This is a genomic window from Streptosporangium sp. NPDC050284, from assembly GCF_044459525.1.
Lineage (GTDB): Bacteria > Actinomycetota > Actinomycetes > Streptosporangiales > Streptosporangiaceae > Streptosporangium.
This window is the reverse complement of the sequence record NZ_JBITIZ010000002.1, coordinates 145,350-171,332: the sequence shown is the minus strand read 5'-3', so window position 1 is coordinate 171,332 and position 25,983 is coordinate 145,350. Positions and strand designations below refer to the sequence as shown.

Genomic DNA, 25,983 nt, shown 5'->3' with positions numbered 1-25,983 from the left:
TTCGCGGGCTTCGTGAGGTCCGTGGGCTTCGTGAGGTCCGAGGCACATCGGGCTCCCGCGCGGGTTCCCGCAGGGGACGGCTGGGCAGGCGGATCGCGATCGGGCTGGTCGTGCTCGCCGCCTTCCTCGCGCTGCCGCTGGCGTTCCCCGGCGACACGTCCACGGCCGTCGCCGCGGCTCCCTGTGACATGTCTCCCGACCTGTCACCCGACATCGTCGCCGGAGGCGTGGACGGCCTGATCCAGCCGCCGCTTCCCGACCCGCCCGCGACGGGCGCCCCCGCGGCACAGCCCCCGGCGGCCCAGGGCAACTACGCGACGTACGGCATGAGCGGCCAGTTCTGGCACACCCACCTGCTCGGCTGCGACGACATCGCGGCCGTGATGGGCAACGCGATGGCGAACACGGTCTTCCTGTGGGCGAAGGCGCTGGACCGGTTGACCATCACGACCTACCAGGCGGCGGCCACCGAGGGCCCGCTGGAATCGATCAAGAACGTCGTCGACGACATCGTGGTCCGTCTGGCCGACGCCATGTACTGGCCGTACCTGCGGCCGCTGGTGATCCTCGGCGCCATCTGGCTCGCCTGGTACGGGCTGATCCGCAAACGCGCCACCACCACCGCCGAGGGTGTCATCTGGATGGTCCTCGCGGTCACGGTGGCCGTCTGGTTCTTCAGCCGCCCCGGCGACCTCACGGGTATGGGCAAGATCGTCACGGACAAGACCGGCGAGGTGGTCAACTCCGCCTTCGCCGGGCTGCCCGGCGCGGGCGGGACCTCCTGCCTGCCCGCACCGGGTGAGGCGAACCCGCAGGTTCAGGGCGGCGGATACGGGCAGAGCGGCGTGCCCGGCGTCGAGCAGAACGCCGACGCGCTCTGGTCCACGCTGGTCTGCAAGCCGTGGCTGATGGGCCAGTTCGGCACGGCCGACCCCGACGCCCCCATCATCAAGATATTCGGCGCCAAGCTGCTGGAGATCCAGACGATCGACGCGGCCGAGATGAAGGCCCAGCAGGTGCCGGAGGCGAACTCCCACCAGGCGCGATACGAGACGGAGATCGCCGACAAGCTGCAGAACACGCCGTACTTCCCCCTCTTCCAGGGCAAGGACTGGACGAACCGCCTGGGGGTCGCGATCGGCGCCTTCATGGCCGCGGTGGTCGCGGGACTGCTGATCTTCCTGGTGGCGGTCTCGCTGCTGGTGCTCAAGGTCGGGTTCCTGCTGTTGCTCATCCTCGCGCCGGTCTTCCTGCTGATCGGCGTCCATCCGGGATCCGGGCGGATCATCGCCATGCGCTGGGTGGAGATGCTGATCGGCACCCTGCTCAGACAGGCGGTGCTCGCCCTCGTCCTCGGCGTGCTCGTCTACGGCTACGCCCTGATCATGTCCACGGCGATGCCGTGGGGCATGCAGGTGATGTTCATGGCGATCCTCACGATCGCGGTGTTCTTCTACCGGAGACCGTTCCAGCACCTGTTCTCGTCCATGGACGGGCACACGCTCACCACCCGGATGCTCGGCGACGCGGCGTCCGCGCCGACCCTGCAGCGGGCGGCGTCCGCGCTGCCGCCGGTCGCGGCGGTCAGGGCGGGCCGGTGGGGGATGCGCAAGGCCGAGCCGGTGCTGCAGGCGGCGGCGATGGTCGGCGGAGCCTCGGTCGGCGCGGCTGCGGCGGCAGCGGTCGCCCAGGGCAGGGTGCGTGGCGAGGAGGGTGGTGCCACGCCGAACACGCCGTCGGGCACCCGGGTGCCGACCGGCGCCCAACCGGCGCCGCTCGACACCGACGCCCAGGCCGCGGGCAGGCGCAAGGGCACCGGCAGGCCGGTCACCGCGGCCCGCACCGGCGCGGCGCCGCCGCTCAACCTCTCCGGGGCCGGTACGGGAGGCAGCGCGCCTCCGACCAGGTCCGGAGGCTCCTCGGGACGCGGCTCGGGAGGGACGGGCTCCTCGGGAGGCTGGTTCGGCGGCCGTTCCGGCGGCTGGGCTCCGCAGGGAGGCTCGGGCGGCCGACCCTCTTCGGCGGGCAGGTCGTCGGGTTCCTCCGCCCCCGCGGTGCGGCCCTCGGCGCCCGCGCCCGGCAGGTCGTCCGGTTCCTCGGGCTCCTCGGGCGGTGGCGGTCGTTCCGGCGGGAGCATCTTCGGCGGCGGCGGTTCTTCCCGGGGGTCCTCGGGATCCGGCTCCTCGCGGGGCGGCTCAGGCTCGGGATCGCGTAACGGCGGAGGTTCCTCCCGCGGCTCCTCGGGGTCGGGAGGCTCGGGGTCGGGCGGGAGCATCTTCGGCGGCTCCCGGGGCTCCGGTGGTTCGCGGAACCGCGACTCCGGAGGCAGGTCGTCCGAGGCGCCCCCGCTCTGGATCACCCGGCGGGTGGAGCGCGGCGGGGAGGCCGGTGAGCCGCCGCCGTTCTGGCTGCGTTCCTCCAACCGCGACAAGGACTGACAGTGGTCGAAGGAGGCAGTCGGCGGGGAGCCGTCTTCGCGGTGCTGGTCGTGATACTCGCCGTTGTCGGCGTCTACCTGACCATGTGGCCGGACACCGAGGGGGGGCCGGGGCAGCCGGCCGGTGTCACCCGTACGGTGGCGTCGGGGCAGGAGGCGGCCGAGGAGCCGGCCCGTCCGGCGGCGACGGCGAGTGACGCGCCCTTCGACGTCTACTCCTACCTGCCGATGACCAAGCAGGAGCTGGCCGCGGCGGCCGACTACGCGCAGCGTTTCACCGCCGAGTACGGCACGTTCAGCTACGACGAGGACCCGGCGGTCTACGGCGACCGCCTCAAGGGGTACGTCACGGCGGAGTTCTCGGGGACGCTGCTGCGGACCGTCACCTCACCGGGCACCGTCGAGGCGAACAAGGCCGACGAGATCGTGTCGATCGGTACGGCGCGGGTCAAGGGGATCCGGCAGATCGACAGCGCCTCGGTGACCTTCGTGGTCGTGGGCACCCAGAACGTCACGGCGAGGAGCGGGGCGAACGAGAGGACCGCGGAGTACGCCGTCACGCTCATCCAGGCCGGCGCGGAATGGCGGGTCCACGATCTCCAGCCCGCGGACTCCGGCCAGGAGGGGGACGATCAGCCCGTCGAGAGCGGCGCCACCGGCGGGACCGGATGAGCGGCGAGATCGCGTACGGATGGGAGCGAGCGGGCGGGGCCGCGTACCGGCGGGATGAGATGGGCGGCAAGGTGGCATGAGGAACAACAAGCACCTCCGCCTCGCGCTGATCCTCGGAGTCGCCGCGCTCTGTCTGATCACGCTGATCATGGCGCCGATGATGATGATCAGCGGGTTCCCCTCCTTCCCGTCGATCACCGGTGGCGCGGCGCAGCAGCCTGAGTGCGGAGACACCGGCGGGGCGGCGGAGGACCAGTCGGAGACCGCGACGTCCGACATCCCCGAGGAGTATCTGAAGCTGTATCGCGAGCACGGCAAAAAGGTCGGCGTGCAGTGGAACGTGCTCGCCGGGGTCGGCAAGCGCGAGACCAACCACGGACGCTCCACGCTCCCCGGTGTGCGCAGCGGCACCAACTACGCGGGCGCGGCCGGGCCGATGCAGTTTCTCATCAGCACATGGGGCGGCAAGGCCAAGATCAAGATCCCGTCCACGTTCAACGGCTACGCCTCCGACGGCGACGGAGACGGCTGGGCCGACGTGTACAACCCGGCGGACGCCATCCTAGGCGCGGCGAAGATGCTGAAGCGGAACGGCGCGCCGGAGGACGTGCGACGTTCGCTGTTCGTCTACAACCGCGCCTGGTGGTACGTCGACCAGGTGATGGAGATCGCCAAAAAGTACGCCAAGGACGGAGAGGTCACCGTACCGCCCGAGGCGGACGAGAACTGTGACGAGCCCATGCTGGAGGCGGCGCCGACGAGCACGGTGGCCGCGATCCTGGAGTACGCGCTCGCCCAGCGCGGCAAGCCCTACATCTGGGGCGGTACGGGTCCCGCGGGCTACGACTGCTCGGGGATCATCTACATGGCCTACCGGAGTGCCGGCCTGACCATCCCGCGCACCACGTTCGGCCAGTGGCCGTTCGGAGTGGAGGTTCCCGCGGGGGAGGAGCAGGCCGGAGACCTCGTCTTCTTCAACTCCGGTCCTGGAACGGGCCCGGACCGTCCCGGCCACGTGGGGCTGGTGGTCTCCCCGGGCAAGATGGTCGAGGCGAGGTGCCGGTTGTGCGGGCCGATCAAGGTCACCACCTACCGGGAACGCACCGGAATCGTGGGGTTCACCCGGCCGCTGCGACACCCCCAGGTTCTCGCGCAACTCAAGACACGGGAGCAGGGCTGACAGAATCGGGTGCCATGGAAAAGGTCGTTGTGGGCGCCGCCATCGTCGACGGCGACGGGAGACTGCTCGCCGCCCAGCGGGCCGATCCTCCAGAGTTGGCCGGAGGGTGGGAGTTGCCGGGAGGGAAGGTCGATCCCGGCGAGGACGAGCACACGGCACTGGTCAGGGAGTGCCAGGAGGAGCTCGGCGTGCTGATCGAGGTGGGCGAGCGCGTCGGGGGCGACTGGGCGCTCGCCGGCGGCTACGTCCTGCGGGTCTGGTTCGCGGTGGTCGCCGAGGGCAGGCCCGAGGCGAAGGAGCATCTGGACCTGCGCTGGCTGGCCGAGAGCGAGCTCTACGACGTGGCGTGGCTCCCCGCGGACCTTCCAATCGTCCGGGCGGTACAAGGTCGCCTCAACGATGGGCAAGGTCGGTTCAATAAGGATTGATCAACTCCGCAGCGTGACATAACTGCTACTGGACGTGGCGATGTCGCGTGTCCGTACCCGGGGAACGGAGATATGCGGTGACCGTAAGGTGGCGTGGTGCTGGGTTCGTGTCAGCGGTCGGAGCGGGAGTACTCGTCCTCGGAGCCTCGGGGGTGTACGCCGTTCAGATGGACGAGTCGGCCCCGTCGCCTCTCGACCTGACCACCGTGGCCGATTCGGATGCGTGGGCACGGGGGAGCGGCGCCGAGCAGGTGATCCGCTACCGGATCCGGCTGCGGGGGCCGGGCACCGACGCCCGGCTCGCGGTCCTGACGACCCCCGCCGAGGCGCTCAGGGGCATCGAGTGCCCCGAGGAGACCAGGTCGTCGACGCCCCTCCCGAAGGGGGCGGGGGTGTGCATGGTCGGAGCCCTGCCTGCCGAGGGCGGCTCCGTCGACGTGCTGCTCGCCCTGCCGGAGCGCCCGCGTGATCTCACGGTGTCCGCCCTGGCCCGGATGAGCGGCCCCGACGGCAAGATGGTGAGCCAGCGGGCCCAGAACACGATCAAGAGCACGGACGCGGTGATGCGGCGAGGCGGGGATGCCGCCGAGGTGCCGGAGACGCTGGAGCACGCCCGCGTCACGCGGGAGTCGAGGCCCGCCGAGCCCCGCGGCGGTGTGGGAGCTCCAGGTGCCGCCAGCATGGTCCTCAAGGTGCCCCAGACGGCCGAGGAGTCCGGGGAGGCCCCATTGGGTGCACCCCGTGTCTCGGAGGCGCAGAGGGCCGAACAGCGCATGTCGGCGTTCCTTCTCGATCTTGCCGGGAAAGCGTTCGTCGCGCCGCCCGTCTCGGGTCCTGGCGCGGGAGCGAACGCCGCCGGGGCTCCCGCCGATCAGGGAACGTCGCGGGGAGCCGGGGTGCCCGTGAACCCGCTGACGCGCGCGCTTCCCGGCGCCCCGGGAGCGACGGGAGGCCCGGCGGCCTCCCACGAGACGCGGGGCACGGTGCCGGGCGGGCGTGGGGAGGCCGGGTCTCCGGTGGCTCCCGCCCGGGTCCCCGACGGGGCGGTTCCCGGTCGCCCCGCGGCCCCGCTGCCTCCCGACCGTCATGCGGCCCCGCTCTCTCCCGGTCGTCCGCAGGAGGGAACACGGCTTCCGGACGGCGCCGCGGTTCCGGGCGCCGCGGCTCAGGGTGCCGCGCCGGAGGCCGGTGCGGCGGTGCCGGGTCGGGGAGCGGCACCAGGTCAGGGAGCGGCCGCCATACCGCCGGCGGGAGCGCCCGAGCCCCCCGCCATCCAAGGGCAGAACGGTAGGAACCACTCGGCCACGGGTGCCCAGACGGGCCGCAAGGCGGCCGGGCGGAAGGTGCGCGGGCAGCGGCACGCGGCCGGTCGGCCCGGTGCGCGCGAGCAGGGAGTGAACCCGCAGGCTCTCCTGCGGCAGACGGGTCCCGGCCGGCAGACGGTCGGGCTGCCCGGGGTGCCGCAGATGGGACCCGGCCAGCCGGTTCTCCCGCAGATGGGACCGGGCCTGGAGCAGATGGGTCCCCTCTATCCCGGCTACCCGGGAAACGGGAAGAAGACGGCCGGTGGCCCGGGATCGCGTCGGCCGATGGTCGGGCCGATGCCTCCCGGATACCCGGGGATCGGACAGCCCGCCGTGCCCGGGCAGGGCATGGGGCAGCCGATGCCTCCCGGATACCCGGGGATCGGGCAACCGGGGATGGCGGGGCAGCCCGGCGTGCCGCAGCAGGGTCCCGGCGGGCCGGTGGGCGGCCCCATGGCTCCCGGCGGGCCGGGAGTGGGGCAGCAGCCGGGCGGGCCGCAGACGCCGGGCATCCAGCCGGGCGTACCGGGGGCCATGACGCCGCCGATCTCGATGGGCATGGCGGGGGCGGGCCAGATGCCGGGGCTCGCGAACGGTCTCCAGCTGCCGCAGGCGGGTCCCTTTCCCGCCGCGCAGGTGCCCGTCTCACAGGATTCGGGTCCGCAGGGGGCGCCCCTGCCGCAGGATCTCGACGGCCCGAGCGGTCAGGTCCAGCCGGTCTCCGAGTCAAGCCCGCTACTGACAGGAGCGACGGGTCTCCCGGCGGTAGGTGCGGGGGTGGGGACGTTGCTGGGCCTTCTGTGGCTGCAGCGGAGGATCCAGCGGCGTCGTCGGTCGCGACACGTTTTGTAAAACGCGGATTACTGTTATTTTTGCCCGACTAGTATTTCTTTGGCGTGTTCATGGTTGATTGCACGGAGGACACCGGTGACGCGAGCACGGCGCAGGGCAGCGTTCTCCGCCGTCGCGATGTCCGTCGGACTCAGCGGCGCCGTCCTGCTCACTTTGGCGCCGCTTACCGGATCCTCCGCGGCCGGCGCGACCGTCAGGACGATGGTCATCGAGCCCTCGCAGGTCGAGGGGTGTGACGTCGATCCCGCGGGCCCCTGTGAGGAGCCCACGCCGGTCGTCACCGTCACGGTCACCGAGGATCCCGAGGTGCCGCAGGAGACCGTGACGACCACGATAACCGTCCCGGCGTCGCCGAAGCCCAAGCCCACGAAGACCACGGCCGCCCCTCCGCCTCCGCCTCCGCAGGAGACGGCGGTCGCGCCGCCGCCGGTCCAGGATCCGCCCCCGGTGGTCCCGACCGCCGAGGCCAACACGCCGGAGAACTCGGAGAACAACGAACCCCAGTTCCCGCAGACCACCCCTGAGCCGAACCAGCAGCTTCCCGCCGCAGAGCCCACGCCGTCCGACACGGCCACGCTCGACCAGAGCTCCTCGGGCACCTCCGTGTACGAGATCCGCAACGCGGGTTCCGAGTTCGACGGGGCCACGCTGAGCCGTCAGCTCGGCATCCCGGCGCTCATCCTGGTGCTGCTGGTGCTGTTCGCCGTGCTGATCTTCGAGGGCAGGCTGCGCCGCATGGCCCACGCGGCGGCGATCCGCAGGGCCGGTCCGCGCGGCATGGACCCGATGGCCTACCCCGGCGGTCCCGGTTACGCCGCCGCCGGCCCCTACCAGGGCGGTACGGCCTACGCGCCGATCATCAGCTTCGTGCCCATGCAGATGTACGCCCCGGTCTACCCGGAGGGCTACACCCCCGAGCAGTATCCCCACGGGTACGACCAGACGACGGCGTACATGCCCGCGCCCGGCCACGAGCAGCACCCGGCCACCGGCCACGGTGCCCCGTACGACCCGCGGACCGGCCAGGTGTATCCCGTGCCCCCCGGGCAGTCGCCTTACGGCCCGACGCTCCAGGACGGCCCGACGCCTCAGGGCGGCGCGGCGGCCTTCCAGGGCACCCCGCACCCCGGCCAGGACTCCCGTGAGGGACGCCTCCCGCAGGGGGCGCCGGAGTTCCCCGGTGCGCCGTTCCCGCAGGAGCCAGCCAGGAGCAGGCCGGGCGACGACCCGCTGGACGACTTCCGGCCGGCCGTTACCGATGACGCTCCCGGCCAGGTCCCCTCGCAGGACCGGCCCCTCAATGACGGCCCTCAGGACGGCCTCCCGCCCCTGGGGCGGGAGCCGCAGGGCGACCTGGGCGGGTCGAAGGGCGAGGTCATGACCTTCGGACCCCAGCCTCAGGACGGTCCCGGTCAGGGTCCGGGCGAGGGCGGCCCCGGTGAGGCGCGTCCTGGCGGCGACCAGCCGACCGGGGGCGAGCGGCCTCCCGCCGGTCCCGCCTCGACGGCGATCTATCCGATTCCCGGCCAGGAGACCGGCAAGGACTCCGGCAAGGACTCCGGCAAGAAGAAGCGCGGTCTCTTCCGCCGCTCCACCTGACCCGCCCCGCCCTTCCGAGCGCGTCCACGGCCTGTGCCGTCCGCCGCTCGGTCGTGGACGCGGCCGGCAGCAGCAGGCAGGGCGGCGCGGCCGGGGGCTAAGACAGCGGCGCGTTGTCCAGGAAGGCCGCGCTCGGGACGATGCCGAAGATGATTCGGTTTCGACGTGATAGGGGCGAGCCGGTTTGGGCAGGAGGAGCGGGCATCCTCCTGCTGGAGGGTCGGCCACTCTTTGTCGCATGAGAGAGACTCTCTGATTTGGAGTCTCTCTGTTTTGGAGAGAACGGAAAGAGGGGGCGCCGTGTCAACGGAGCCGGAAGCCCGCAAAGAGATGATCACGGCCGTGTCCGATCAGGGACGCCTGACGGCGATGCGCTCGGTGCTGTTCCACGTCGGCGTGGCAGGCCGGGCCGGAATCAACGTGACCGACTTCAACTGCCTGGCCCTCCTCGACAAGGAAGGCCCTCTCACCCCTCACGACCTCGCCGTACGGCTGGGGCTGACACGCGGTGGCGCGATCACCGCGGTCGTGGACCGCCTGCAGAGAGCGGGGTACGTGCGCCGCGGCCGGGATGCCGTCGACCGGCGCCGTGTCCTCGTCGAGCTGGTGCGTGAGGGCCCCTACCTCGCGCTGCAGGAGATCCTGGCGGACCTCAACAGGGCCTACGCCGATCTCGCCGCGGACTACAGCGACGCGGAGCTGACGGTCATTCACGACTTCGCCGTCCGCGCCGACGACGTCATGCGGAAGCAGACCCGGCGGCTGTGGCGGGAGTGAGGCCTCCAGGAGCCCGTACGAGGCTCCTGGAGACGGCCGAAAGCGGCCGGGAGAGCCCGTACGAAGGCCCTGCTCAACAAAGCGCGAACGGCGCCGCCCCCGGGAGAGCCCGTGGACGGCGCCGTGAGACGCGGGAAGGTCAGGTCTTCGAGCTGGAACGCTTGAAGATCTTGTTGCCGAGCCAGACCAGCGGGTCGTACTTCCGGTCGACGACGCGCTCCTTCATGGGGATCAGCGCGTTGTCAGTGATCTTGATGTGCTCGGGGCAGACCTCGGTGCAGCACTTGGTGATGTTGCAGTAGCCGAGACCGTGCTCCTCCTGGGCGGAGTCCTTGCGGTCGGCCACGTCGTACGGGTGCATGTCCAGCTCGGCGATCCGCATCAGGAAGCGCGGACCGGCGAAGTTGGTCTTGTTCTCCTCGTGGTCGCGGATGACGTGACAGACGTTGTTGCACATGAAGCACTCGATGCACTTGCGGAACTCCTGGGACCGCTCGACGTCGATCTGCTGCATGCGGTACTCGCCCGGCTTCACGTCGGCCGGAGGGGTGAAGGACGGGATCTCCCTGGCCTTCTGGTAGTTGAACGACACGTCCGTGACGAGGTCCTTGATCACCGGGAACGTCCGCATGGGCGTCACGGTGATCGTCTCCTCCTCGGAGAAGGTGGACATCCGGGTCATGCAGCCCAGCTTCGGCTTGCCGTTGATCTCCATCGAGCACGAGCCGCACTTGCCGGCCTTGCAGTTCCAGCGGACGGCGAGGTCGGGAGCCTGAGTGGCCTGAAGCCTGTGGATGATGTCGAGGACGACCTCGCCCTCGTTCACCTCGACCGTGAAGTCCTCAAGCTTGCCCTCGCCGCCCTCGCCCCGCCAGACGCGGAACTTCGCCTTGTAACTCATGGTTACTCCTTGGCCAGCGCGTCAAAGGCGGCCAGCTCTTCCTCGGTGATGTACTTCTTCAGCTCGTCCCGGTCGAACAGCGTGATGAGGTCGTCCCGCATCGGAGGCTGCACCTTCTCCTCCACCGTGATGCCGGAGGCGTCCGGGGTGAGGGCACAGCGCAGGATCTTGGCCCGCCACTCGGGCGACATGCCGGGGAAGTCGTCGCGGGTGTGACCGCCGCGGCTCTCCTGGCGCAGCAGCGCCGCCTTCGCGACGCACTCCGAGACCAGGAGCATGTTGCGCAGGTCGAGGGCGAGGTGCCAGCCCGGGTTGTAGATGCGGTTGCCCGCCGCGCCGACGCCCTGGGCCCGCTCCTTGAGCTTCTCCACCGCCTCCAGCGCCTCGGAGACCTCCTCGGCCTTGCGGATGATGCCGACCAGCTCGTTCATCGTCCGCTGCAGCTCGTGGTGGACCTCGTACGGGTTCTCGCCCGTGCGCTCCAGCGGGGCGAGAGCCTCCGCGCTCGCCTCGGCCACGGCCTCATCGGAGATCGCCGGCCGGGCCGCGAGACCGTCCACGTACGAGGCCGCTCCGGCGCCCGCGCGGCGGCCGAACACCAGCAGGTCCGACAGCGAGTTGCCGCCCAGCCGGTTGGAGCCGTGCATGCCGCCGGAGACCTCACCGGCCGCGAACAGGCCGGGCACGTCCGCCGCACCGGTGTCGGCGTCGACCTCGACGCCGCCCATGATGTAGTGGCACGTCGGGCCGACCTGCATCGCCTCCTTGGTGATGTCGACGTCCGCCAGCTCCTTGAACTGGTGGTGCATCGACGGCAGCCGCTTGACGATCTCGGCGGCCGGGAGACGGGTGGAGACGTCGAGATAGACGCCGCCCTGGGGTGACCCGCGGCCCGCCTTCACCTCGGAGTTGATGGCCCGCGCGACCTCGTCGCGGGGGAGCAGCTCCGGAGGGCGGCGGTTGTTCGCCTGGTCGGTGTACCAGCGGTCGCCCTCCTCCTCGGTGGTGGCGTACTTGTCCTTGAACACGTCCGGGATGTAGTCGAACATGAAGCGCTTGCCCTCGGAGTTTCTCAGCACCCCGCCGTCACCGCGGACGGACTCGGTGACGAGGATGCCCCTGACCGAGGGCGGCCAGACCATCCCGGTGGGATGGAACTGGATGAACTCCATGTTGATCAGCTTCGCGCCGGCGAGCAGGGCGAGCGCGTGGCCGTCGCCGGTGTACTCCCACGAGTTGGACGTGACCACGTACGACTTGCCGATGCCGCCGGTGGCGAGCACGATCGCGGGGGCGTCGAACAGGATGAGCTTGCCGTTCTCCCGCCAGTAGCCGAAGGCCCCGGAGATCGCGCCGCTCCCGCCGGGACCCGTCTCCTTGAGCAGGCGGGTGACCGTGCACTCCTGGAAGACCTTGATGTACGCCTCGGCGTCGCCGTGGGTCTTCTCGTCCTCCTGCTGGAGCGCGACCACCCGCTGCTGCAGGGTGCGGATCAGCTCCAGGCCCGTGCGGTCGCCGACGTGCGCGAGCCGAGGATATTCGTGCCCGCCGAAGTTACGCTGGCTGATCTTGCCGTCCTTGGTGCGGTCGAACAGCGCGCCCCACGCCTCCAGCTCCCAGACCCGGTCGGGGGACTCCTTGGCGTGCAGTTCGGCCATCCTCCAGTTGTTGAGGAACTTGCCGCCGCGCATGGTGTCGCGGAAGTGCACCATCCAGCTGTCGTCGCTGTTGACGTTGCCCATCGCGGCGGCCGCGCCGCCCTCGGCCATGACCGTGTGCGCCTTGCCGAACAGGGACTTGCAGACGATCGCCGTCCGCTTGCCCTGCTGGCGGGCCTCGATGGCCGCCCGCAGCCCCGCACCGCCGGCGCCGATGACGACGACGTCGTATTCGTGACGCTCGATTTCCACAGGTGATCCTTATGCGAACGGGAAGGCGATGATGCCCTTGGCGACCAGGCGCACGTACAGGTCGGCGCCCATGACGGAGAACATGGAGATCAGCGCGAGCTGCGAGTGCTTGGCGTTGAGCTTGGAGACGAATCCCCATGCCCGGTAACGGATCGGGTGCTTGGAGAAGTGGTTCAGGCGCCCGGCCGTGATGTGCCGGCAGGAGTGGCACGACAGGGTGTACAGGTTGATCAGCACCGCGTTGACGATCAGGATCCAGGTGCCCAGACCGCCGGGCCTCTCGATCAGCGACTTCACCGCGTCGTGCGCGAGGACGAGGCCGATGACGATGGCCGCGTAGAAGAAGTAGCGGTGGACGTTCTGCAGGATGAGCGGGAAGCGCGACTCACCGGTGTACTTGCTGTGCGGCTCGTTCACCCCGCAGGCCGGGGGTGAGAGCCAGAACCCTCGGTAGTAGGCCTTGCGGTAGTAGTAGCAGGTGAAGCGGAAGCCCGCGGGAAGGCCGAGGATGAGCAGGCCGGGAGGCAGGGTGTACCAGTCGCCGAAGGGCGCGAGGCCGAACAGGCGTGCGCCCGGCGGACAGCTCGTCGCCAGACAGGGCGACGCGAACGGCGCGTGGTACGGCGACACGAAGTAGCTTGTATCGAAGATCGCCCACGTGGCGTAGACGAGGAATGCCGTGAAGATGATGAAAGTGACCAGCGGATAGCGCCACCACTGGTCCGTTCGCAGAGTGCGCTCCTTGATCTGCGCACGTTGCCTTCTGGCCGGGCTCTCGGCCGTTGTCTGGGTCATTGAGACCTCTCCACCTCCCGCGGACCCCGCTCGCCCAGGTGTCCGGGTTGTATCAGTTGTGCCGCGCGTCCGGGCCATCGTCGCGCCGGGCTCACACGTGCGCGCGCATATTGGTGGGGGATACGTTACGACGGACCTCAGGGGTTGTGTGCAAGGGGTCTCTCACAATTTCACTACCCCGGTGTGATTCCTGTCACGTTCGCCTGCCAAGGGTGTCTCGCCTGCGACATCTCACGAGGTGGACGATCACGGGAAGGTCTCGGCGGACGGGAGGCACAGATGTGGCGAAAGGACAACCCCTGACCTCATCCCCCGCCCGCGCCCTCGCGGGCCGTCAGTAGTGCTGGGTGGAGTTGGGCAGTTTGACGACGGTCACGAAGAAGTCGTCGATCCGCCGGACCACGCTGATGAACTGGTCGAAGTCGACCGGCTTGGAGACGTAGGCGTTGGCGTGCAGGTTGTAGCTGCGCAGGATGTCCTCCTCGGACTCCGACGTGGTGAGCACGACCACCGGGATCCCGCGAAGCTTCTCGTCGGCCTTTATGTCCTGGAGCACCTCCCTGCCGTCTTTCCTGGGCAGGTTGAGGTCGAGCAGGATCAGGTCGGGCCTGGGCGCGTCGGCGTAGTCGCCCTCCTTGCGCAGGAAGGCCATGGCCTGCTCGCCGTCGTTCACCACGTGCAGCTTGTTGCGGACCTTGTTGAGCTCGAACGCCTCCCGCGTCAGCAGGACGTCGCCCGGGTCGTCCTCGACCAGGAGCACGTCTATCCAGCGCAGGTCATTCATCCAAATCTCCTGTGGGAAGGGTCCAGCGGAAGGTCGTACCCCGTGTTGGGGCCTTTTCGACGTTCTCGCCGGGCTCGGTGACTTCGGTGGTTCCGGCGCTCTGGGTGCTTCCCCCGTTTTCCGAGTCGACCCAGATGCGGCCACCGTGATATTCGACGATCTTCTTGCAGAGTGCCAGCCCGATGCCCGTGCCCGCGTACACGTCCCGTCCGTGCAGGCGCTGGAAGATCAGGAAGATGCGGTCAGTGTACTTACTGTCGATGCCGATGCCGTTGTCGGTGCAGGAGAACTCCCACATGTCCCCGTCGCGCCGCACCCCGATGTGGATCACCGGCGGGTCCTGCGAGTGGAACTTGATCGCGTTGCCGATGAGGTTCTGGAAGAGCTGGGTCAGCTGGGCACGGTTGCCGAGCACCTCGGGCAGCTCGTCGTGGGTCACCGTCGCGTCGCTGTCCTCGATGGTCGCGCCGAGGTTGTTCAGCGCGGCCTTGAGCGGCACGGCGGCGTCGATCCTGGTGCGCTCGCCGCCCATCCTGCCGACCCGGGAGAAGTCGAGCAGGTCGTTGATGAGCATCTGCATGCGTTTGGCGCCGTCGACGGCGAAGGCGATGTACTGCTTGGCGCGATCGTCGAGCTGGTCGCTGTAGCGCTGGTCCAGCATCTGGGTGAAGCTGGCGACCTTGCGCAGCGGCTCCTGCAGGTCGTGGCTGGCCACGTAGGCGAACTGCTCGAGCTCGCCGTTGGAGCGCTTCAGCTCCGCGGCCTGGTCCTCCAGCTTGCGCTGCGTCTCCGAGGACAGGCGCCACTCGGCGAGGATGCGGCGGCGCATCGCGTCGACGTGGCCCGACAGCTCCGACAGCTCGGCGGGGCGCTCGACCTTGAGCCTGTGGTCGAAGTCTCCCTGGGCGACCGCGCGGACCTGCTGGTTCAGCTCCGCCAGCGGGCGGAGCACCGCGTACCGCACGATGAGCACCGCGATGATCCCGGCCACGACGAGTGCCGCGGCCACCCCGAGGAGCGCGGCGTAGAGGGCCTGCCAGCCGGTCTCGAGCCGTACGACACCGACGTCGTGCAGCTGGTTCAGGTGTCTTTGGAGCACCGCGAGGGACTGGCGGACCTCGTTGAAGCGGGTGGCGTTGACGGAGGCGTTCTGCCGGGCCGCGTCGGTCTTGAGGGTCGGCACGGCGGCGATGACCTTCTCTGCGTAGTCGCGCCGCCAGGCGTCTCCCGCGGCCTTCAGCCCGTCCACCTCGGCGCCGACCGCCTGCCGCTCCGGCATCCGGGGGAGCAGCGCGGTGAGGGTGTCCAGCGCGGCCTCCTCCGCGGTGATCGCCTTGCGGTACTCCTGGAGGGAGATCTCCTCGTTGGTCCTGCCGTAGGCCCGTACCGAGCTCTCCTGCGAGGTCAGTGTGTTGGAGATCTCCAGCAGGCGCAGCGCCGCCGGGTCGACGACGTCGACCAGCGCCTCCTTCGCCTCCCGCGTCTCCTCGATCGCGTTGACCGTGACGGCGGCCGAGATCATGAAGACCAGCGCGACGCCCACCCCGGCGAACGCGAACCAGCGTCCGACCGGCAGGTTCGCGAACCCGCGGCCGGGGGTGAACGCGGGGAGGGGGTGCGGACTCGAACGGGCGGAACGGCCGGTCATCGTTTTCCGTTCCTGGAGATGAGCACGGTCGCCAGGTCGTCACTGAGCGCGTCGCGGTTCAGCTCGACGACGCGCTCGATGAGGCGGTCGAGCTCGATCCCGCCCTGCTCCTGGACGAGCCTGAGCAGGCCCTCGGTGCCGAGCAGGTCGGGTCCGCCGCCCACGGTGGCCTCGATCAGGCCGTCGGTGTAGAGCAGCATCGACCAGTCGTCGCCGAGCTCGACGTCGATCTCCGACCACTCGATGCCCTGGAAGATCCCCAGCGGAGGTCCCGAGGGGGTACCGGGCACCACGCCGATCTCGCCGTCGCGGATGAGCAGCGGCGGCGGGTGGCCGACCACGTGCATCCGCGCGGTGCTGAGCGTGGGGTCGATCGTGGCGATGCACAGGGTGGTGAAGATCTCCGCGGACTTGCGCTCAAGGCGGAGCACCGACTCCAGGGTGGTGAGCAACTCGTTGCCGGTGTGCCCGGCCAGGACCAGGGTCCGCCAGGCGATCCTGAGCGCGACCCCCAGCGCGGCCTCGTCGGGGCCGTGCCCGCACACGTCGCCGACCACCACGTGGACGGCGCCGTCGGGACTCTGCACGGTGTCCCAGAAGTCACCGGCGAGAAGGGCGCGCCTGCGTCCTGGCAGGTAGCGGGCGTGGTGGTCCAGGACCTTGGTGGTGAGCAGCGGGACCGGCAGCAGCCCGCGTTCGAGGCGGGAGTTCTCCTTGGTGAGCAGCTCGGCCTGGACCAGCTTGCGCTGGGCCAGGTCGGCGCGCTTGCGCTCTATCGAGTAGCGGATCGCCCGCGCCAGCAGGCGGGCCTCCACATCCTGCTTGACCAGGAAATCCTGGGCGCCGGCGGCGACGGCCTCCACGCCGACGTGGGTGTCGTTCAGACCGGTCAGCACGAGCACGGCGGCGTGCGGTGCCATCGACAGCACCTGCTCCAGTGCCTCAAGACCGGTCGCGTCGGGCAGGGAGAGATCGACGAGCACGCATCGCACGTCCTCGGTGAGGCGCTCCAGGCTCTCGGCCAGGCTGCGCACCCAAATGATCTTGGGGGGGTTGTCCGCCTGGCTGAGCAGCTCCTCCACGAGGAAGGCGTCGCCCGCGTCGTCCTCGATGAGGAGGAGCGTGAGCGTTTCATTGGCGGGGGCGGTCACTGACGCCTCTTCGTTGATCGGGAGAACCTGTCGACGCTACGTAGAATAGTGTGACACCGGCACTTAGAGGGTGTTGATCAGTCACCTTGATCCACCGGCCGACATCGTGCCCGTTCCGCACGTGGGGAACGCGGCAAAGCGCCCTCCTCCTCCCGCACCGTCAGCTCTCGGTGATCAGGTCGACCCCCTGCGGAAGGCTGCCGTCGCGGGCGGCCTCGGTGAGGAAGCGGAGCAGGGTCGCGCGGAAGGCCTGGGCGGCCCGGGTGGGCTCGACGTCCTTGCGGTGCGCGATCGCTATGGTGCGGCGCAGTCCGGGAGGCGCCAGAGGTGTGCCCGCCAGCCCGGGACGACCGTCCAGCACCATCGAGGGGACCAGGGCGACGCCCAGCCCGGCCTCGACGAAGCGCAGCACGGCGTCCATCTCGCCGCCCTCCACCGCGAACATGGGCTCGAAGCCGGCCTGCCTGCAGGCGCTGAGCGTGGCCTCCCGCAGGTCGTACCCGCGCCTGAACATCACCATCGGCCGCCGCCGCAACTCCTCGATGCGCGCGTACGGCTTGCGGGCGTGATCGTTGGAGGGGGAGGCGACGACGAGGTTCTCCCGCAGGATCTCCTCGGTGACGAGGGCGGGATCGTCGCTGTGCAGCGGCATGATGATCAGCGCCAGGTCGAGCTGGCCCCGGGCGAGGGTGCGGACCAGGTCGCGGGAGCCGCCCTCCTCCACGAACAGCTCGATGCCGGGGTAGGCGTGGTGGAACCTGGCCAGCGCGTCGGCGAGCAGCCCGGCGCAGAGCGAGGGGGTCGCGCCCAGCCGGACCCGGCCCCGGCGCAGTCCCACCAGCTCGCCGACCTCGCTTCTCGCGGTCTCGGCGTCGGCCAGCATCCTGCGGGCCAGCGGCAGCAGGGCCTCGCCGGCGGGGGTGAGCGTGACGTTCCCCCGGGCGCGGCTGAACAACGACGCGCCGAGTTCGGCCTCCAGGGCCTTGATCTGCTTGCTCAGCGAGGGCTGGGCGACGCGCATCCTCTCGGCGGCCTGGGTGAAATGGCGGGCCTCGGCGACCGCCACGAAGTAGGCGAGTTGCTGGAGCTGCACGTTTCCCAAGCGTAGGGGGTCGCCGGGGGCAGATGCCTGCCGGGACATACCGGACGTGCGGGTATTTATAGCGCACGGATCCTCCGGTCTCGGATCCGGGGCCGACGGTGACACGGGAGAAAATGGGCGATTGCCATAAAGAAGTTGTGAGATTGCTCGCACAGTGCGGCGATCGCGTCTCCGGAAGCGGCAGGAGCGCAGAGATAATAGCCGCAGGCTATGGAAACCACATCCACGATGACTTGGACGGTGGTAAACCCTCCTACCTAGCGTGATGAACGTGACTGCCACGATTGAGCGCGGATCCGCCACCGCGCCGGTGAAACCCCCGGCGGACGCCCCTGCGAAGTCCACGCGACCCAGGCGGCCAGGCGGCTTCCTGGGCTCCACCAACGGCAAGAAGGCCGTGATGGCCGTCACGGGTGCCGTGATGGTGCTCTTCCTTGTCGGACACATGGCCGGAAACCTCAAGAGTTTCTTCGGCGCGGAGTCCTTCAACTCCTACGCGGCCTTCCTGCGGACCATGGGCGAGCCGATCCTCCCGCACCGCACCCTGCTGACCGTCGTCGAGATCGGACTGGTCGTCGCGGTCGGCCTGCACATGTGGGCGGCGATCTCGCTGGCCCGGCGGGCGCGCAAGGCCCGCCCGGTCAGGTACGCGGCGAGGCGCAAGTCCCGGGCGAACGGCTACGCGGTCCACACGATGCGCTACGGCGGCGTCGTCATCGTGCTGTTCGTGGTCTACCACCTGCTCGACCTGACGTTCGGCGCGGCGAACCCGGCGGGTGCCGGCTCCACCCCGTACGAGCGCCTCGTCGAAGGCTTCGCGCCGTCCCGCTGGTGGGTGACCCTGTTCTACGTGTTCGCGGTCGTCATGGTCGGCCTGCACCTGCGCCACGGCCTGTGGAGCGCCTTCCAGACGCTCGGCCTGGCGAGCCGCCGAGGCTACCGCTCGCTGAGGGCCGCCGCCACGGGGCTGTCCGCCCTGCTGGTCGTCGGCTTCCTCGCGGTCCCGGTCGCGGTCGCGGTCGGAGTGATCAAGTGATCGGAGCCGGGCACGGCGGCGTACGGGGAACGGATCTCCCGTACGGCGGACGAGAAGGGGGTCTTCCCCGAGACGAGCGAGGAGCGGTGAGCGGGGCATGAGCACGGGATACACAGAGGGTGCGCCGATCCGCGACACCAAGGCTCCCGAAGGCCCGATCGAGGACCGCTGGGAGAAGCGCAAGTTCGGCGCCAAGCTGGTCAACCCGGCCAACAAGCGCAAGCTCAACGTCATCGTCGTGGGTACGGGGCTGGCGGGCGGTTCGGCCGCCGCGACCCTCGGCGAGCTGGGCTACAACGTCAAGTCCTTCTGCTACCAGGACACACCCCGCCGCGCGCACTCCATCGCGGCCCAGGGCGGCATCAACGCGGCGAAGAACTACCGGGGCGACGGCGACTCGATCTACCGGCTGTTCTACGACACGGTCAAGGGCGGCGACTTCCGCGCCCGCGAGTCCAACGTCTACCGGCTCGCCCAGGTCAGCGTGAACATCATCGACCAGGCCGTGGCCCAGGGCGTGCCGTTCGCCCGTGAGTACGGCGGCCTGCTCGACACCCGCTCCTTCGGCGGCGCGCAGGTCTCCCGCACCTTCTACGCGCGCGGCCAGACGGGCCAGCAGCTCCTGCTCGGCGCGTACCAGGCGCTGGAGCGGCAGATCGCGGCGGGAACCGTCGAGATGCACACCCGCCACGAGATGCTCGACCTGATCGTCTCCGACGGCCGGGCGCGCGGAGTCATCGTCCGCGACATGGTCACCGGCGAGATCGAGCGGCACCTGGCCGACGCGGTCGTGCTGGCGAGCGGCGGGTACGGCAACGTGTTCTTCCTCTCGACCAACGCCAAGGGCTGCAACACCACGGCGATCTGGCGGGCGCACCGGCGCGGCGCGATGTTCGCCAACCCCTGCTACACCCAGATCCACCCGACCTGCATCCCGGTCAGCGGCGACTACCAGTCGAAGCTGACGCTGATGTCGGAGTCGCTGCGCAACGACGGCCGCGTGTGGGTGCCGCTCGAGCGGGGCGACAGCCGTCCGGCCTCGGAGATCCCCGAGGAGGAGCGCGACTACTACCTGGAGCGCATCTACCCGGCGTTCGGCAACCTGGTCCCGCGCGACATCGCCTCCCGCGCCGCCAAGAACGTCTGCGACGAGGGCCGCGGCGTCGGCCCCGGCGGCCTGGGCGTCTACCTCGACTTCGCCGACGCGATCCGCCGCCTGGGCCGCGACGCGGTGGAGAAGAAGTACGGCAACCTCTTCGAGATGTACGAGCGCATCACCGGTGAGGACCCCTACGCCCAGCCGATGCGCATCTACCCGGCCGTCCACTACACGATGGGCGGCCTGTGGGTGGACTACGACCTGCAGTCCACGATCCCCGGCCTGTTCGTGATCGGCGAGGCCAACTTCTCCGACCACGGCGCCAACCGTCTCGGCGCGTCCGCGCTGATGCAGGGCCTGGCCGACGGCTACTTCGTACTGCCGACCACGATCGGCGACTACCTCGCGAACGGCCCGTACGGCGAGGTCGACGAGGAGGCCGTGGCGGAGGCCGAGGTCGCGGTGCGCGAGAAGATCGCCAGGCTGCTGTCGAACGACGGCGACCGCACCGCCGACTCCTACCACCGCGAGCTGGGCAGGCTCATGTGGGATCACTGCGGCATGGAGCGCACCGAGGAGTCGCTGCGCAAGGCCCTGGAGCGGATCCCCGAGCTGCGCGAGGAGTTCTGGAAGAACGTGAAGGTCTCCGGCGAGGCCGGGGAGCTCAACCAGGCGCTTGAGCGGGCCGGGCGGGTGGCCGACTTCTTCGACCTGGCCGAGCTGATGTGCATCGACGCGCTGCACCGCACCGAGTCCTGCGGCGGCCACTTCCGCGCCGAGTCGCAGGACGCCGACGGCGAGGCCCTGCGCGACGACGAGCATTTCGCCTACGTCGCCGCCTGGGAGTACGGGGAGCAGGGCCCGATCCTGCACAAGGAAGATCTCGACTACGAGTACGTCAAGATGAGCCAGCGGAGCTACAAGTGAGTGCGCCTGACGTAGTGAGCGAAGTGGCTCGCGAGGGACGAGCGATCCGCGCGGCGAACGAGGAACGGTGAGCGAACCATGGGCATGAACCTCACTCTCAAGATCTGGCGGCAGAAGGGGCCCGAGGACAGGGGCCGTATGGTCAACTACCGGGTCGAGGACGTGTCACCGGACATGTCCTTCCTGGAGATGCTCGACGTCCTCAACGAGCGGCTCATCCTGGAGGGCGACGACCCGATCGCCTTCGACCACGACTGCCGCGAGGGCATCTGCGGCATGTGCGGCATGGTCATCAACGGGGTCGCGCACGGCGAGCAGGTGGCCACCACCACCTGCCAGCTGCACATGCGGCACTTCGAGGACAACGCGGTCATCACCATCGAGCCGTGGCGCGCGGCGCCCTTCCCGGTGGTGAAGGACCTGGTCGTGGACCGTTCGGCGTTCGACCGGATCATCCAGGCGGGCGGCTTCGTCTCGGTCCCCGCGGGATCGGCCCCCGACGCGCACAGCGTCCCGGTGAAGAAGGACGACGCCGACTCGGCGTTCGACGCGGCCACCTGCATCGGCTGCGGCGCCTGCGTCGCCGCCTGCCCGAACGGCTCGGCCTCCCTCTTCACCGCCGCCAAGATCACGCACCTCGCCCTGCTGCCGCAGGGCCAGCCCGAGCGTGACTCCCGCGCCAAGGCCATGGTCGAGCAGATGGACGCGGAGGGCTTCGGCGGCTGCACCAACACCGGGGAGTGCACGGCGGTCTGCCCCAAGGGCATCCCGCTGGACACCATCGCCCAGATGAACCGCGACTACCTGCGAGCCGCCAAGTAGGTCTCCCGAAGGCGGGAGCCGCCCCACACCGGGCGCGGCTTCCGCTTTCCCGTTGCCCTGACCGGTGCGGTTTCCGCCTTCACCGTTCCAGGTCGTCGGTGTCCGGGCGTGGCCGCCTGCACTGTCCCGAGCCGGTGACGTGCCGGGTGTGGTTTCCGCCCTCCCGTCAGGGCCGGCGTCCTTGGGGCCTCCCGGTGGCTAGCCGAGCTCGGTGACGATCTCCCGTCGCAGGGTCGCGGCGTCGATGCCCGCGTCGGACAGCACCTCGCTGCCACGCCCCCCGCCCTCGCGCAGGATGCCCAGCAGGATGTGGCCGTCGCCGATGTGCTTGTGCTTGAGGTTGACGGCCTCGCGCAGGGACAGTTCCAGGGTCTTCTTCGCCCGGCGGCTGAAGGGGACGTGGAAGCCGAACAGGCGGCCTCGCCGCTGGATGTCGGGTTCGCGGTCCAGTGCGCCGGGTCCGAAGGTCGCCTCGACCTTCTCCCTCACGGCCGACAGGTCGATGCCGATCGACTCCAGCGCCTCGGCGTCGAGCGCGTCGCCGGGCTTCTGGGGGGTGAGGCGGGTGACCGACCGGTAGGCGCGGGCGTGGTCGAGGCCGTGGCGGCCGAGCACCCGCGCCGAGACGCTTTCCGGCTGGGCGAGCAGGCCGAGCAGGAGGTGCTCGGTGCCGATGACGTCGTGCCGCAGTTTTCTGGCGTTCTCCTGTGCGAGGGTGACCGCCTGGCGGGCCTCGTGATGGAACCGTTCGAACATCGCTATCTCTCCCGTCTCAGCAAACCTCGGCCGCCCGCGTACTTCTTGTGCACCGCCTGCCGGGTGACTTCCAGACAGTGCGCGATCTCCTGCCAGGACCAGCCCTGCTCGCGTGCGTTCTCCACCTGGAGTGCCTCCAGCCGGTCGACCAGTGTCCGCAGTGCCCGTACGGCCCGCAGGCCGACGGCCGGATCGCGGCTGCCGGCGTCGGATGCCAGTTGTGCCGTATCGCTCATGTCTGTCAATTTAGGTTGACATGATGCGCTTGTCAACCCCAATTGACGGCGACACGCCGGGGAGGCCGAAAATGGTTTGCCGGGCCAGGTCGAAGTTTGTGACCCTTGCTGTGAGATGCGCTCCCTACCCGTCGCCGACCCCGGCGTTCCCGATGCCCGCAGCCCTTTCGGATACCTGTGGTGGGTGATCCGCGCGCAGATGGGCCCGCTGCTCCTCGGCATCGCCTACGCCATCCTGTGGTGGCTCGCGATGGCCCTCGTGCCGTACGCCATGGGCAAGGGGATCGACGCCATCACGGCGAAGGACGTGCCCTCCTTGACCACCTGGGGCGGGGTGGTGCTCGCCCTGGGGATCACCCAGGCCGTCGCCGGCATCCTGCGCCACCGGATGGCCGTCTACAACTGGCTCGCCGCCGCCTACCGGACCGTCCAGGTCACCGCGAGACAGGCGACCAGGCTGGGCGCGACCCTGCCCAAGCGCATGTCCACCGGCGAGGTCGTCAGCGTCGGCAACTCCGACATCGCCCACATCGGCAACACGGTCGACATCCTCATCCGGGGCGGTGGCGCGGTCGTCGCCATCGTCGTCGTGACCGTCATCCTGCTGAGCAGCTCGGCGCCGCTCGGCCTGATGGTGCTGGCGGGCCTGCCCGTCATGGCGGTCGCCGTCGCCCCCCTGCTCAAGCCGCTGCACCGCCGCCAGAACGCCCACCGCGACCTGCAGGGCGACCTCTCCACCCGCGCCGCGGACATCGTCTCCGGCCTGCGCGTGCTGCGCGGCATCGGCGGCGAGCGGGTCTTCGCCGACCGCTACGGCGCCGAGTCCCAGCGGGTGCGGCGGGCGGGTGTGCGGGTGGCCTCGGTGGAGTCGATGCTGGAGGGGGCACAGGTCCTGCTGCCTGGACTGCTGGTCACCGCGGTGACCTGGCTCGGCGCGACCTTCGCGACGCGCGGCGAGATCAGCGCCGGCCAGCTCGTCGCCTTCTACGGCTACGCGGCCTTCCTGATCGCCCCCGTACGCACCCTCACCGAGGCCGCGGACAAGCTGACCAAGGGGCACGTCGCCGCCCGCAGGGTGGTGCGCATCCTCTCGCTGAGGCCGGAGGTGGAGGGCGGCACCGGCCGCTCGGAGGGCGGCCTGCTGCGCGACGTCACCTCCGGGGTCGCCGTGCGCCCCGGCATGCTCACCGCCGTCGCGGCGGCCGTCCCCGAAGAGGCGGAGGCCATCGCCGACCGGCTCGGCCGCTACGGCGAGGGTGACGTCGACTTCGGCGACGTGTCGCTCGCGACCCTGCCGATCTCCGAGGTGCGCCGCCGGATCCTCGTCGCCGACAACGACGCGAGACTGTTCGCCGGAGTGCTCAGGGACGAGCTCGACGTCACAGGGCGGGCCACGGACACCGAGCTCGGCCGGGCGCTGCGGGTCGCGTGCGCCGAGGACATCGTCGAGGCGCTGCCCGGCGGTCTCGGCGGGCGCGTCGCCGAGGCGGGCCGGGAGTTCTCCGGCGGCCAGCAGCAGCGGCTCAGGCTCGCCAGGGCGCTCACCCTCGACCCCGAGGTGCTCATCCTCATCGAGCCCACCAGCGCGGTCGACGCCCACAGCGAGGCGCGCATCGCCGACCGGCTGGCCAAGGCCCGCGCGGGCAGGACCACGCTGGTCTGCACGACCAGCCCGCTGGTGCTCGACCGCACCGACCACGTCATCTACGTCGAAGGAGGCGTCGTGCGCGCCCAGGGCACGCACCGGGAGCTGCTCGCCGCCCACCCCGGTTACGCCGCCGCCGTCACCCGGGGAGAAGCGTGATGAGCAGGCAGATCCTGCCCGTCGCCGACCAGTCGCAGGTCCGTGCGTACGCCCGCAGGCTCACCCTGAAGTACCCCCGCGACCTGACCGTGGCACTGCTCCTGCACGCCCTCGCGGCCGTCGCGGGCCTGACGGCGCCGTGGCTGCTCGGTGGCCTCGTCCAGGGCGTCCACGACGACTCGGGGGTCGACGTCACCGGGGTGTCGCTCGCCATCGGCGGCTTCGTGGTCGCCCAGGCGGTGCTGGTCAGGTCCGCCGTCTACTTCTCCTCCAGACTCGGGGAGAAGGTCCTCGCCGAGCTGCGCGAGGAGTTCGTCGGGCGGGTGCTGGGCCTGCCGCTGTCCACGGTCGAGCGCGCCGGATCCGGCGACCTGATCTCCAGGACCTCCCGCGACGTCGACTCGCTGTCGCGCACCGTGCGGCACGCCGTGCCGGAGACACTGATCGCGCTCGTCACCTGCGTGATCACCGTCGGCGCGCTGCTGCTGGTCGGGCCGCTGCTCGCGTTGCCCTCGCTGCTCGCCGTCCCCGTCCTGTGGATCTCCACCCGCTGGTATCTCAAGCGGGCCAGAGACGGATACCTGCGGGAGAGCGCGGCGTACGCCGACATGACCGACGGCCTCGCCGAGACGGTGAACGGCGCCCGCGCCGTGGAGGCCCTGGGCCTGCAGGAGCGGCGCCACCGCCGCACCGACGCCGACATCGCCGAGTCGTGGGCGGCCGAGAGATACACGATGGGGCTGCGCACGGTCTGGTTCCCCACGGTCGAGCTCGGCTACGTGATCCCGATCGTGGCGACGCTCGTCATCGGCGGCCTCTTCTACACCCGGGGCTGGGTCTCGCTGGGGCAGGTCACCGCCGCCACCCTGTACGTCCAGCAGCTCATCGACCCGCTCGACCGGCTGCTCATGTGGATCGACGAGCTCCAGGTCGGCGGCGCCTCCATGGCCCGCCTGCTGGGCGTCGCCGAGGTGCCCGACGACCGCGAGGCCACCGCCGCCACTCCCGAGGGCAGCGAGCTGAGGGCCGACGACGTCCGTTACGCCTACCGCGAGGGCCACGACGTGCTGCACGGCATCGACCTCACGATCAGGCAGGGGGAGCGGCTCGCCATGGTCGGCCCGTCAGGGGCGGGCAAGTCCACGCTGGGACGCCTGCTCGCGGGCATCCACGGCCCCCGCACCGGCTCGGTCGCGGTCGGCGGTGTCCCGCTCATCGAGCTCCCCCTGGACGACCTGCGCGGCCACGTCGCCCTGGTGACCCAGGAGCACCACGTCTTCCGCGGCACCGTACGCGAGAACGTGCTGATCGCCAGGCCCGACGCCGACGACGCGCGGGTCCGCGAGGCGCTGGAGGCCGTCAACGCCTGGGAGTGGGTGGAGGCCCTGCCCGAAGGGCTCGACACGGTCGTCGGCTCCGGCGGCGAGGCCGTCCCCGCCGCCCAGGCGCAGCAGCTCGCCCTGGCCCGGTTGGTCCTCGCCGATCCGCACACCCTCGTCCTCGACGAGGCCACCTCGCTGATCGACCCCCGCGCCGCCCGTCACCTGGAGCGCTCGCTCGCCGCCGTCCTCGAAGGACGTACGGTCATCGCGATCGCCCACCGCCTCTACACGGCCCACGACGCCGACCGCGTCGCGGTGGTGGAGGACGGCCGCGTCAGCGAGCTCGGCTCCCACGACGAGCTGGTCGCGGCGGGAGGCTCGTACGCGGCGCTGTGGAGCAGCTGGCACGGCACCTCCCGATGAGAGCGGGCTCGCGGGCTT

21 protein-coding genes are annotated in these 25,983 nt (G+C 70.3%); 12 read left to right on the top strand and 9 right to left on the bottom strand.

Annotation, left to right across the window (positions count from 1 at the left end):
- Nucleotides 1-110 precede the first annotated feature (110 nt).
- From ACIBH4_RS05135 to ACIBH4_RS05105, 7 genes are all read left to right on the top strand, one after another.
- Nucleotides 111-2,438, top strand: coding sequence for a type IV secretion system protein (locus ACIBH4_RS05135; RefSeq protein ID WP_362509635.1), 2,328 nt, complete (start codon nucleotides 111-113; stop codon nucleotides 2,436-2,438).
- Between the two features lie 2 nt (nucleotides 2,439-2,440).
- Nucleotides 2,441-3,109, top strand: coding sequence for a hypothetical protein (locus ACIBH4_RS05130; protein WP_362509638.1), 669 nt, complete (start codon nucleotides 2,441-2,443; stop codon nucleotides 3,107-3,109).
- A gap of 76 nt (nucleotides 3,110-3,185) precedes the next feature.
- Nucleotides 3,186-4,289: a bifunctional lytic transglycosylase/C40 family peptidase gene (locus tag ACIBH4_RS05125; protein WP_362509641.1), complete on the top strand. Its 1,104-nt coding sequence runs from the start codon at nucleotides 3,186-3,188 to the stop codon at nucleotides 4,287-4,289.
- Nucleotides 4,290-4,303: 14 nt separating this feature from the next.
- Nucleotides 4,304-4,717, top strand: a complete 414-nt coding sequence (locus ACIBH4_RS05120) for a (deoxy)nucleoside triphosphate pyrophosphohydrolase (protein WP_362509644.1) — start codon at nucleotides 4,304-4,306, stop codon at nucleotides 4,715-4,717.
- A 107-nt stretch (nucleotides 4,718-4,824) separates the two neighbouring features.
- Nucleotides 4,825-6,873, top strand: coding sequence for a hypothetical protein (locus tag ACIBH4_RS05115; RefSeq protein WP_362764084.1), 2,049 nt, complete (start codon nucleotides 4,825-4,827; stop codon nucleotides 6,871-6,873).
- Nucleotides 6,874-6,948: 75 nt separating this feature from the next.
- Nucleotides 6,949-8,472 (top strand): hypothetical protein, encoded by a 1,524-nt coding sequence (locus ACIBH4_RS05110; protein WP_362764087.1) that lies wholly within the window; start codon nucleotides 6,949-6,951, stop codon nucleotides 8,470-8,472.
- A gap of 342 nt (nucleotides 8,473-8,814) precedes the next feature.
- Complete coding sequence (locus ACIBH4_RS05105; RefSeq protein WP_362509653.1) at nucleotides 8,815-9,249, top strand: MarR family transcriptional regulator; 435 nt, start codon at nucleotides 8,815-8,817, stop codon at nucleotides 9,247-9,249.
- 139 nt (nucleotides 9,250-9,388) lie between these two features.
- On the opposite strand, the gene ACIBH4_RS05100 is transcribed toward ACIBH4_RS05105, so the two are convergent.
- The 7 genes from ACIBH4_RS05100 to ACIBH4_RS05070 form a co-directional block, all read right to left on the bottom strand.
- Complete coding sequence (locus ACIBH4_RS05100) at nucleotides 9,389-10,150, bottom strand: succinate dehydrogenase/fumarate reductase iron-sulfur subunit (RefSeq protein WP_362509656.1); 762 nt, start codon at nucleotides 10,148-10,150, stop codon at nucleotides 9,389-9,391.
- Between the two features lie 2 nt (nucleotides 10,151-10,152).
- Nucleotides 10,153-12,060 carry a fumarate reductase/succinate dehydrogenase flavoprotein subunit gene (locus ACIBH4_RS05095; protein WP_362509658.1) on the bottom strand — a complete coding sequence of 636 codons (1,908 nt, stop codon included), beginning with the start codon at nucleotides 12,058-12,060 and terminating at the stop codon, nucleotides 10,153-10,155.
- 9 nt (nucleotides 12,061-12,069) lie between these two features.
- On the bottom strand, nucleotides 12,070-12,855 hold the full coding sequence (locus ACIBH4_RS05090; RefSeq protein WP_362509661.1) for a hypothetical protein: 786 nt from the start codon (nucleotides 12,853-12,855) through the stop codon (nucleotides 12,070-12,072).
- A gap of 334 nt (nucleotides 12,856-13,189) precedes the next feature.
- Complete coding sequence (locus ACIBH4_RS05085) at nucleotides 13,190-13,639, bottom strand: response regulator (protein WP_362509664.1); 450 nt, start codon at nucleotides 13,637-13,639, stop codon at nucleotides 13,190-13,192.
- Nucleotides 13,632-15,287, bottom strand: a complete 1,656-nt coding sequence (locus tag ACIBH4_RS05080) for an ATP-binding protein (RefSeq protein ID WP_362509667.1) — start codon at nucleotides 15,285-15,287, stop codon at nucleotides 13,632-13,634. The genes ACIBH4_RS05085 and ACIBH4_RS05080 overlap by 8 nt, the downstream gene beginning before the upstream one ends.
- Nucleotides 15,284-16,438: a SpoIIE family protein phosphatase gene (locus ACIBH4_RS05075; RefSeq protein WP_362509670.1), complete on the bottom strand. Its 1,155-nt coding sequence runs from the start codon at nucleotides 16,436-16,438 to the stop codon at nucleotides 15,284-15,286. Before ACIBH4_RS05075 ends, ACIBH4_RS05080 begins: the two co-directional genes overlap by 4 nt.
- Before the next feature lie 160 nt (nucleotides 16,439-16,598).
- Complete coding sequence (locus tag ACIBH4_RS05070) at nucleotides 16,599-17,531, bottom strand: LysR family transcriptional regulator (protein WP_362509673.1); 933 nt, start codon at nucleotides 17,529-17,531, stop codon at nucleotides 16,599-16,601.
- Nucleotides 17,532-17,811: 280 nt separating this feature from the next.
- Here ACIBH4_RS05070 and ACIBH4_RS05065 point away from each other — a divergent pair, with 280 nt between their 5' ends.
- From ACIBH4_RS05065 to ACIBH4_RS05055, 3 genes are all read left to right on the top strand, one after another.
- Entirely contained in the window at nucleotides 17,812-18,576 is a 765-nt protein-coding gene (locus ACIBH4_RS05065; RefSeq protein ID WP_362509676.1) for a succinate dehydrogenase cytochrome b subunit, read from the top strand.
- A gap of 97 nt (nucleotides 18,577-18,673) precedes the next feature.
- Nucleotides 18,674-20,602, top strand: coding sequence for a fumarate reductase/succinate dehydrogenase flavoprotein subunit (locus ACIBH4_RS05060; protein ID WP_362509679.1), 1,929 nt, complete (start codon nucleotides 18,674-18,676; stop codon nucleotides 20,600-20,602).
- An 84-nt stretch (nucleotides 20,603-20,686) separates the two neighbouring features.
- Nucleotides 20,687-21,424: a succinate dehydrogenase/fumarate reductase iron-sulfur subunit gene (locus ACIBH4_RS05055; RefSeq protein ID WP_362510055.1), complete on the top strand. Its 738-nt coding sequence runs from the start codon at nucleotides 20,687-20,689 to the stop codon at nucleotides 21,422-21,424.
- 198 nt (nucleotides 21,425-21,622) lie between these two features.
- On the opposite strand, the gene ACIBH4_RS05050 is transcribed toward ACIBH4_RS05055, so the two are convergent.
- Both ACIBH4_RS05050 and ACIBH4_RS05045 read right to left on the bottom strand, forming a co-directional pair.
- Nucleotides 21,623-22,180 carry a Clp protease N-terminal domain-containing protein gene (locus ACIBH4_RS05050; RefSeq protein ID WP_362509682.1) on the bottom strand — a complete coding sequence of 186 codons (558 nt, stop codon included), beginning with the start codon at nucleotides 22,178-22,180 and terminating at the stop codon, nucleotides 21,623-21,625.
- Nucleotides 22,181-22,182: 2 nt separating this feature from the next.
- Nucleotides 22,183-22,416, bottom strand: coding sequence for an RNA polymerase subunit sigma-70 (locus tag ACIBH4_RS05045; RefSeq protein ID WP_329085846.1), 234 nt, complete (start codon nucleotides 22,414-22,416; stop codon nucleotides 22,183-22,185).
- 115 nt (nucleotides 22,417-22,531) lie between these two features.
- On the opposite strand from ACIBH4_RS05045, the gene ACIBH4_RS05040 reads away from it, so the two are divergent.
- Together ACIBH4_RS05040 and ACIBH4_RS05035 are read left to right on the top strand one after the other, a co-directional pair.
- Nucleotides 22,532-24,220: an ABC transporter ATP-binding protein gene (locus ACIBH4_RS05040; RefSeq protein WP_362509686.1), complete on the top strand. Its 1,689-nt coding sequence runs from the start codon at nucleotides 22,532-22,534 to the stop codon at nucleotides 24,218-24,220.
- A complete protein-coding gene (locus ACIBH4_RS05035) occupies nucleotides 24,220-25,965 on the top strand; it encodes an ABC transporter ATP-binding protein (protein WP_362509688.1) in 1,746 nt (581 codons plus the stop codon). Before ACIBH4_RS05040 ends, ACIBH4_RS05035 begins: the two co-directional genes overlap by 1 nt.
- Nucleotides 25,966-25,983: the final 18 nt, after the last annotated feature.